The following is an 8,583-nucleotide window of genomic DNA, read 5'->3' as shown; positions in this document are numbered from 1 at the left end:
CTCTCATTGCAGATCTAGAGGAAGAAAAAGAATTTATTTGGTTTAACCCAAAAATCTTATCACAAAATGATGCATCAAAGTCTATCTCATTAAACCATCAAGACATACAGGATGCTGCTGATCGATTAGATCGCTTTCGCCCCTATATATCTAAAGTTTTTCCCCAAACGGTAAGGTCATACGGGCAGATTGAATCGCCGATTATTGAAATCAAGCAGATAAAAAATGCCTTAGCAAATTTGACTGGACAGAAGTTAGCCGGACGTCTCTTTATGAAGGCAGATAGCGAGCTCCCGATATCTGGCTCGATAAAAGCACGGGGCGGTATTTATGAGGTTCTAAAATTTGCTGAGACCATCGCTATACGTGAAGGTATTTTAGATTTAAATGATAGTTATGCAAAGCTTGATGACGACGAATTTAAAAAGACATTTGCCCGCTACACAATCCTTGTCGGCTCCACAGGCAATCTAGGCTTGAGCATTGGTATTATGGGCGCACAACTTGGCTTCAAGGTGGTTGTTCATATGTCCGCTGAGGCAAAACAATGGAAGAAAGAATTACTACGATCCAAAGGTGTAAGCGTTGTCGAACATGAAGGGGACTATGGCAAAGCCGTTGAAGAAGGTCGCAATTCTGCCGCTGCAGATGAATATAGCTACTTCATAGATGATGAGAATTCCAAAGATCTCTTCTTAGGGTATAGCGTTGCGGGACAACGCCTCAAGACACAACTGGAAGAGAAAAACATCATCGTTGATAAAGAACATCCTTTGTTTGTTTATCTACCTTGTGGTGTTGGTGGTGGCCCAGGGGGTGTTGCATTTGGTCTTAAGGAATGTTTTGGCGATAATATACATTGCTTCTTCGCAGAACCAACACAATCGGCCTGCATGTTTTTAGGAATGTATACTAGCCTGCATGACAGTATCAGTGTTCAAGATTTTGGAATTGCGAATAAGACTTGTGCCGATGGCCTTGCTGTTGGTCGTCCTTCTGGCTTCGTTGGGCAGTTAATGGATTTGTTATTGAGCGGCGTTTACACTGTTACAGATAACAATCTGTATCGTTATCTTACCCTTATGAAAGACAAAGAGGACATTGAGTTAGAACCTTCTGCATTAGCAGGACTTCCCGGCATTGCTCACATCCTAAAAAATGGGGTAAATTACATATCTAAATATGGGTTGGAACCACATATGGAAAATGCCACCCATATCATGTGGGCGACAGGTGGCAGTATGGTCCCTCAAGAAATTCGCGATCAAGATTATCTAACTGGTCAAAGATTAGACCTAGATCAATAACAATCTATAAAAGAATAAGGGCAGAAAAGTGCTTTTCTGCCCTCACTTACTTCATTGATAACTGTCTGATCAACCTTGTCCAAGCAGCTCCAGAATATTGCGGGACTGCTGTCCCGCCAAAGCGATCGAGTTAATCCCTAACTGATTACGGGTATTTGCAGCAACCAAAGTCGCCGCTTCTTCATTTAAATCCGCTAAGGTCAACTTATCTGCGCCTGTTTCCAGCACATTCACTTGGTTTTCCGTATAATTAATACGCTCTTGTAAGATCGCTACATTCGATCCTAACTGTGCTGCTTGTCCACGAAGACGATCAATACCAGAATCAATTGTATTAATGATATCATTAAACGCGGAAGGATCATTCGCGATTGAAGTGAAGGTACCACCTGTCAAACCAAATGCATCAGAATCAAAACTGCCATCCGCTTGATAGGCAGCAACAGAAAACAATCCATTATCTGTATCAATACCCGCACCATTCAAGTTAAAGCCATCAACCGTCAATTGACTATCTTCGCGTGAATCAAAGCGAACTTCGGCCGTATTATTACCGGATAATAAATTTTGTCCCAGATAAGAGGCATCCTGTGCAATTTGTGAAATTTGATTTCCTAGTTCCGCAAATTGAGCACTCAAAGCACGCTGCTCAGATGGGCTGGCTGAACGCGCAGATTCAACAAGGCCTTTCATTTGATCAGCAAAATTCTCAATCGTTTCAATGCCAACATTAGCAACCGAAACAGAACTGACAGCCTGATCAACGCCTGATTTATATCCAGTTAATGTGTTTGCTGTGTCTGTTAACGCCTTGGCAATAAAAAAGGCCAAAGGATTATCGTTAACGTCATTTACTCTCCTGCCAGTAGTCAAGTTCTCTTGGGCTCTACCAGCTAGGGCGGTTGTCCGTTGGACGGACTGCAGCGAATTCTTCACCGCTGCGGTTTGTGTGACTTCTGTCATAACCCGCTCTCTCCAATAACAACGTCGTTTGCCTCTCACCGCGAAACGACTATTTCTCTCAATTCAATACTCTAACACAAATCTTCTGATTTGACAAAGAGCTTACTCCCTACTTATTAACAGGTTACATATAACTCAACAGTGACGAAGCTCACATTTAAAGCGGTTTTTGCGCACGTGCCAATGCTGGTCGCAAGTGGCCTTGATCCAGAACCACGCACAGCATCCGCCAATTTTCGATAAAATGGTCCCTTTCATTAGGGCCTAATTTTTCAGTCATCACTTGATATAACTCAGTTTGCATCAAGTGATATTCAGTTTTTGCTTCCTCACGATATTCTTCCCAAATAGATTTCGTCCAAATATCAGAAAAACCTGCATTTTGAAGAATATCAGCATATTCCTCAATCGTTACCAAATGATACGAAATACCTTCTAACTCAAGGAAGTAATCAAAATCTTCTCCGCGTGGGGCTTCACCTCCCAACCAATCACCACAAATCACGCGCCCACCGGGCTTTAGCACTCGAAAGACCTCTTTAAAGAAACCATCTTTGTCTTCCACATGAAGCCAGGCATCTTTACCAAACACCACATCAAAATGATTGTCTTCAAAAGGTAATGGCCCGGGATTAACAAGCCGAACCTCGACCTGATCAGCTAGGCCTCTTTGTTCAATATATGCTTTTGATCGGGACAAAATATCTTCTTCGATATCAATACCCGTCACTCTGGCCCCATATTTTTCCGCCAGCAAACAATCAACTCCACCCAAACCTGACCCAATATCCAATACTTTCAGGCCACGCAAATCGCATCCTTCCAGTATCCGATCAATTGCATCTGCCCCGCCCGGTGATAAAAATCCTTCCCCCCAAATAATCTGAAGCATCTCTAACAATGCCTCACCATATTCATCTTCGTGAGTTGTATCTGTCATTTTTAACTCTCCCCTCTTTACATTAGAAAAGCCTAGAATGAGTAATTTTCGAAGTAAAGAAAAAGCCGATATCTTTCGATATCGGCCTAAAGGAGAATACAAAATTTTTAAGCTATTTTTGACGTAAGACTCTGATCTTACTCTCAAAATCCTCATGATTAAAATAAGCACCAGCCATATGGCGAATACCGGCAAAAGAGGTGCGCGCATGTAAGACACGCCAATTGTCAAAAATCACAGCTTTACCTTCAACTAATTGGAAAGTTACTTGCATTTCTGGATCATTAACCAATTCATTGAAACGACGGATCGCACGATAGAAAAGCTTCATTTTCTTTTCTTCCATCAATACCGGTGCACGATCAAAATTGTTATAGCTAACCTGTTTATAGTTACCACGTTCATCCAAACGGACAACCGGGCGGCTAGATTGCAAATTAACCCCTGGTTCCAGATATCGGCCTGTCACATTCATCGTGGTTAACGCATCAAATAAATCACTATCTTCATTTTTGATCACTTCAGCCACTTTGAAACCATCCGCAAAGACGCTTAATCCACCTTCAGCTTTATACTCAATACAATGAAGCATCTGTAGGCCCGGTGCATCATGGCTATAAGTACTATCTGTATGCGGGCCAATTCCAACAGTGGAATAGGCTGTATCACTATGCGCCTGATCCGCTTTAAAATCCCAAAGGCCGCCAAAGATACTTTCACGGATATAGGCAATACGTTCCGCCATTTGGCGGGTGCATTCCATATTGTTTTCCATACCTTCAACGATAGCAAAACCGCGTTCTTCCAGTGTTTTCAAATAGGCGTCCAACCCTTCTTCCGTATTCATCACGTCTTTAAACTGATGCGTTTGAATATTTGATTGTAATGACGCCTTATCCCAAAGGATCGGATCGGCCTGATGTTGCTCCCCAAATGCAGCGATATACAATAAATCTGTTGGAAAACGGCTTTTAAAACCATCATTCGACCATGTTACAGAAAGTGTTTCTCCTGCCTCATCCAATTCATAGGACGATGCCTCGATATCCAAGGGAATAGAAAATGTGTCTACTTCGCGCTGCCACGTATCTACATTTAAACTTTCCGGTTCCGGACAATGGTCACGTAGCCAAAAGAAAGGAAAACGCGCTTCTTTTCCATTTGCCCATGCAAGGTTTAAAGCTGTCTCGTCTCTATTCACAGATGTAAAATTACTGATCGCCATTTCGATAACTCCTCCATAACATCTGTTGGACCTTGTAGCTGAAGTTATATTTAGACGTCAAGTTATTTTACATTTGTATAATTAATAATTTTGCAAATAAACTTGAAAGCCAATGCAAATCAGCTAAGGTATTTAAAACATTGGGGGATGGATTTAAGGGAAGATCATGACAGATACGGAAAAACGAGAACCAAAGTTTTCTCGCTTGGATGCGGATGCGCGCCGCCTTTCATTGATGGAAGCCACATTGCATTGCCTCTCCACCTTGGGACAGCGGGCAACTTCTGTGCGGGCAATCTGTGCACAAGCTGGTGTATCGCCTGGACTTTTACGCCATTATTTTGATGGTAAAGAAGACTTAGTTGCCTCGGCCTATGAATATCTGACCAAAAAGCTATATGACAGTTTTCACGATCTTATTGGCAATGACGAATTAGATGCCGAACAGGTTCTTAAAGACTCCTTTGAAATCCTACTTAATAGTGAATGGGTATCCAAAGAAATGTTAGGTGCTTGGGTTGCTTTTTGGAGCATCCAGCAAACAGATGAACGGATGCAAAAACAACATCACGAAGCCAACCATGAAGTGCGTAAAATCTTCGCCCAGCTCCTAACCAATTATGCGACTTTTAAGAATTTGAATGTGAATGATCAGGATATCAAATTCGCCACAATCGAATTGATGGGACTGACCGATGGTCTCTGGCTAGAACTCTGTCTTGATAGTGACTTCTATAATGGTGAGCAAGCAGTCACCATTTGTATGAATTGGCTCAATAGTTTTAAGGAACGGTTTAGTCACTAAACCGTTCCTTAAATATCTTTATCCCTTAATCACCGACATGGCAGGTTGATCATTCGTATGACAATGGACACCACCACCTGCATACCATGATTTTAACATTTCGATAATATAGACATCACGCCCTGGAAAATAGCTCTCCAGACGCTCTTTCGCCAAGGTATCTACTTCCGGATTGCCAAAACCAACTGCGATAACAAAACCATTCCCAAGCAACCAGTTCATATATACCGCATCAAACTCTTCGCCTTTATAGCTACCGGTACCTTCGATGGGATCACGAATAACCGTAAAGCCTTCTTCTTCCACAAGTTTTGCCGTTTTATCATAAATCTTGGATGTGGCATCATTGGATTGGCAGATAGAATATTCTGTACATTCAGGAATCACTACCGTGGTTTCGTTAATAAAACGCGCAATCCCATCAATATGACCATTTGTAAGATCGCCCTCGACAACGCCTTCGGTCATGATGACCTTGGACACCCCGAATTGATGTTTTAAATCTGCAATAGCTTCTTCTTTGGTATAGCCGGGATTACGTCTTGGGTCGCCAAGTGTGCTCCAATTCAACAAAACCGTATCCACGCCATTAAATTCCAGATTGCCACGTTCGTGCACAATATCCACATGATCCACAGGTAGATTTAGATATTCTCCCAAATAGTAAGGCACCTCATTATCGTTGTCATAGGTGACTTCGGGTCCCCATGCCCCTCCCCATGCGTCAAACTCCCAGTTTTGAAGGCGCATCTCACCATTTTCAATCACATAAGTTGGTCCATTATCGCGCATCCAGGCACTATCCGTTGGCACAAAATGCCATGTAATATTTTGATGGTCCGGATTCGCCCCAGCTTCGGTTAAAGCACGGCGCGCATCATATTCTATATCTTCGTCGGGCACCAAGATATGAAGCTTTTGATACTCAACAATCACCTTACTGATTTGAGCAAAAGCCTCTTCATATGATTTTTCATAAGAACCCGGCCATTGTAACCAAGTTGCATCCTGTTCTTCCCATTCTGCGGGCACACGTTTTGTTGTTGTCTCATTTGCCATCGCCGTCCCAATCCCGAAAGAAAAAGCAAACACCACTTGGGTGAGTAATAAGGTTAATTTGCGCATCATATTCTCCTAAACATAAACTAGGCGATTCAATAGCATCCTCCCCCTATTTAGCTAAATATACAAAAATAAGTAATCAACTATAAGTACCACTATGGTGGTATAAAAATCATACACGACTAAAAAACTTTAGTTTTGAGACTGTTTAGTATCTCCCAATCTGTTCCGCATCATCGGAGATTTCGTAATAATCGCCTTTGTCTTTTACAAAGATAAGTTTGTTGATGTGTATATCCGTGGGATTGTCCAAACAGCCGGCTGCGATACCAACGCCTTCCTCATCATTCATGCGATAAAACAAATTGGATCCGCAGAATTTACAAAAACCTCGTTTGGCAAAATCTGACGACTTATACATATGAAGAAAATTTATTAAATAAATCACAATTAATAATAATTATTAGTTGCATATCATATGAACTCGTGTATAACAAAAATCAGAAAGATCATACAAAGTCGCTATCGACTTGCTCCTCTTGGTCTTTCAGGGTCTCCGTAGGTATTTTTTGAATATTTTTGAGACTTCGATCCTGATCACACTTCCCTGCCTCTCTCCGGGGCGGGGTTTCTTTTTTTTAGATCAAATACTCCAAAATCCCTTAATCACTGTTACATCCGTTTGTGAAAATTTTTCTTGAATGCTTAAAGTCAAATAAGTTTCTTTACCTTAAAAGTATTACCTGATAGACCCGCTCAATTATAAGTGTAAAAAATTGAGGGGAAAAAATGCTCAAAAACATCGGTTTCTTAGCCATTATCTTAGCTTTCTTTGTTACAGGTTGTGCTTCAGTTCCATTAGAAAGTGAAGAAAAATCACAACAAGCCAAACAATTTGAAGAACCATCAGAAGGTAAAGCGGGCCTCTATATTTATCGTGATAGCTTTGTTGGACGCGCCTTGAAAAAGGACGTTTGGGTTGATGGAAAATGTATTGGTGAAACTGCACCTGATGTCTTTTTCTATAAAGAGGTTGAAGGGGATAAAGAATATAAGATTTCAACAGAATCAGAGTTTTCACCAAACGACCTTATTATCAATGCAAAAGCTGGAATGTTATATTTCATTCGCCAATATATTAAACTAGGCGTTTTTGTAGGTGGTGCAGGTCTTGAACTTATTGATGAAGAACAAGGAAAAAAAGATGTAAGCAAATTGGATTTAGCTGTTCAAGGAACATGCAGCCAATAGTATATTATAGCATACATGCTTATTAAAAAAAATGCGGCTTGATACAAAGATCAGCCGCATTTTTTTTCAACAAGACCAAAAGCATTTACAAGTAGGAAGCGAAAGATAAATGCACGGCACTTTCATTAAATATCGAATCCCTCATTCTCCTGTAACATATAAATGAAGATGCTTTCAGCCTTAGCAACACCCGTATTTAGATTTAATATAACTGGTTTATTTCCTTTGCACATCCATGCGACATATTACTTAACTGATTATTATAAGTTTTGATTGGGACTTTTTGGGCATCATCCCCCTCACCCACAATTTCTACTAAATCCACCACACACGATTCCAATAAATCGTCTATTGGTGTATCCAATAGTTCTTCAGCGGCAAGTGTCTTCCATACTTTGTGCGCATAAAGCTCGTAGGACTTATCTTCAATAAATTTGTGAGATACATAAACGCCACATTCCAACGTATATCCTGAAAGAAATGTTGTCATGTGAAAGAAGAAATGTTGCTGATCATTTGCAGGAATTAAAACTTCAGCATTAGCCTCTTTTCTATAGGTGTTTAGAGGCATACCTAAACTTTTCTCCTGAGAGTTCATTAGATATTCATTCCGCAACCTAAACATTTCACTGGCATTATTGCATTGCGCGTCTGAATACTGCTTTATCAGTGTGATTCCACTATCAACATTCGTAACAAACCTTACCTTACCTACAGGACCTTCAGTTGGTTCTACATAGCTAACTTGAGCACAAGCTGTAAATGTAAGTAATACCAAAATTAAAAATACTTTTTTCATGTTTCCCTTCCGCTTAAATTCAAGAAAGGAATACACGTGAATCGAGAAATTAAGCAATAACAAACTACTAGCCCTTCGGGCAACGGGCGTAGCTTTTGTATGATCACGACCTACAGCGTGATTTGTCGCCAAAAATCAAATTTTGAAGAATCGCCATTAAAGCCAATAAAAATACGGAAAAAGCTACGTCTGTTAACCTACTTAAATCATCTTGATTAGTGTTAATTCCAA

9 protein-coding genes are annotated in these 8,583 nt (G+C 40.7%); 3 read left to right on the top strand and 6 right to left on the bottom strand.

The window, feature by feature from the left end:
• Positions 1-1,307, top strand: a 1,307-nt coding sequence (locus E1160_RS01955; protein WP_155153308.1) for a D-serine ammonia-lyase, incomplete at its 5' end; no start/stop codon positions are given.
• Between the two features lie 69 nt (positions 1,308-1,376).
• On the opposite strand, the gene E1160_RS01950 is transcribed toward E1160_RS01955, so the two are convergent.
• The 3 genes from E1160_RS01950 to E1160_RS01940 form a co-directional block, all read right to left on the bottom strand.
• Positions 1,377-2,270 carry a flagellin gene (locus E1160_RS01950; RefSeq protein WP_155153307.1) on the bottom strand — a complete coding sequence of 298 codons (894 nt, stop codon included), beginning with the start codon at positions 2,268-2,270 and terminating at the stop codon, positions 1,377-1,379.
• Between the two features lie 157 nt (positions 2,271-2,427).
• On the bottom strand, positions 2,428-3,210 hold the full coding sequence (locus E1160_RS01945; RefSeq protein WP_218048653.1) for a methyltransferase domain-containing protein: 783 nt from the start codon (positions 3,208-3,210) through the stop codon (positions 2,428-2,430).
• A gap of 112 nt (positions 3,211-3,322) precedes the next feature.
• A complete protein-coding gene (locus E1160_RS01940) occupies positions 3,323-4,435 on the bottom strand; it encodes a trimethyllysine dioxygenase (protein ID WP_155153305.1) in 1,113 nt (370 codons plus the stop codon).
• A gap of 166 nt (positions 4,436-4,601) precedes the next feature.
• Between E1160_RS01940 and E1160_RS01935 the strand changes: the two genes are divergently transcribed.
• Positions 4,602-5,240 (top strand): TetR/AcrR family transcriptional regulator, encoded by a 639-nt coding sequence (locus tag E1160_RS01935; RefSeq protein ID WP_155153304.1) that lies wholly within the window; start codon positions 4,602-4,604, stop codon positions 5,238-5,240.
• An 18-nt stretch (positions 5,241-5,258) separates the two neighbouring features.
• On the opposite strand, the gene E1160_RS01930 is transcribed toward E1160_RS01935, so the two are convergent.
• Positions 5,259-6,365, bottom strand: a complete 1,107-nt coding sequence (locus tag E1160_RS01930; protein ID WP_218048652.1) for an agmatine deiminase family protein — start codon at positions 6,363-6,365, stop codon at positions 5,259-5,261.
• 145 nt (positions 6,366-6,510) lie between these two features.
• On the bottom strand, positions 6,511-6,723 hold the full coding sequence (locus tag E1160_RS01925; RefSeq protein ID WP_155153302.1) for a GFA family protein: 213 nt from the start codon (positions 6,721-6,723) through the stop codon (positions 6,511-6,513).
• Between the two features lie 368 nt (positions 6,724-7,091).
• On the opposite strand from E1160_RS01925, the gene E1160_RS01920 reads away from it, so the two are divergent.
• Complete coding sequence (locus E1160_RS01920; RefSeq protein WP_155153301.1) at positions 7,092-7,553, top strand: DUF2846 domain-containing protein; 462 nt, start codon at positions 7,092-7,094, stop codon at positions 7,551-7,553.
• 202 nt (positions 7,554-7,755) lie between these two features.
• On the opposite strand, the gene E1160_RS01915 is transcribed toward E1160_RS01920, so the two are convergent.
• A complete protein-coding gene (locus E1160_RS01915; protein WP_155153300.1) occupies positions 7,756-8,352 on the bottom strand; it encodes a hypothetical protein in 597 nt (198 codons plus the stop codon).
• Between the last annotated feature and the right edge of the window lie 231 nt (positions 8,353-8,583).

It is taken from the genome of Curvivirga aplysinae (assembly GCF_009711445.1).
GTDB classification, from domain to species: Bacteria; Pseudomonadota; Alphaproteobacteria; order UBA8366; family Aestuariispiraceae; genus Curvivirga; species Curvivirga aplysinae.
The sequence above is the reverse complement of the archived record's forward strand: the minus strand, read 5'-3'. Positions and strand labels throughout refer to the sequence as shown.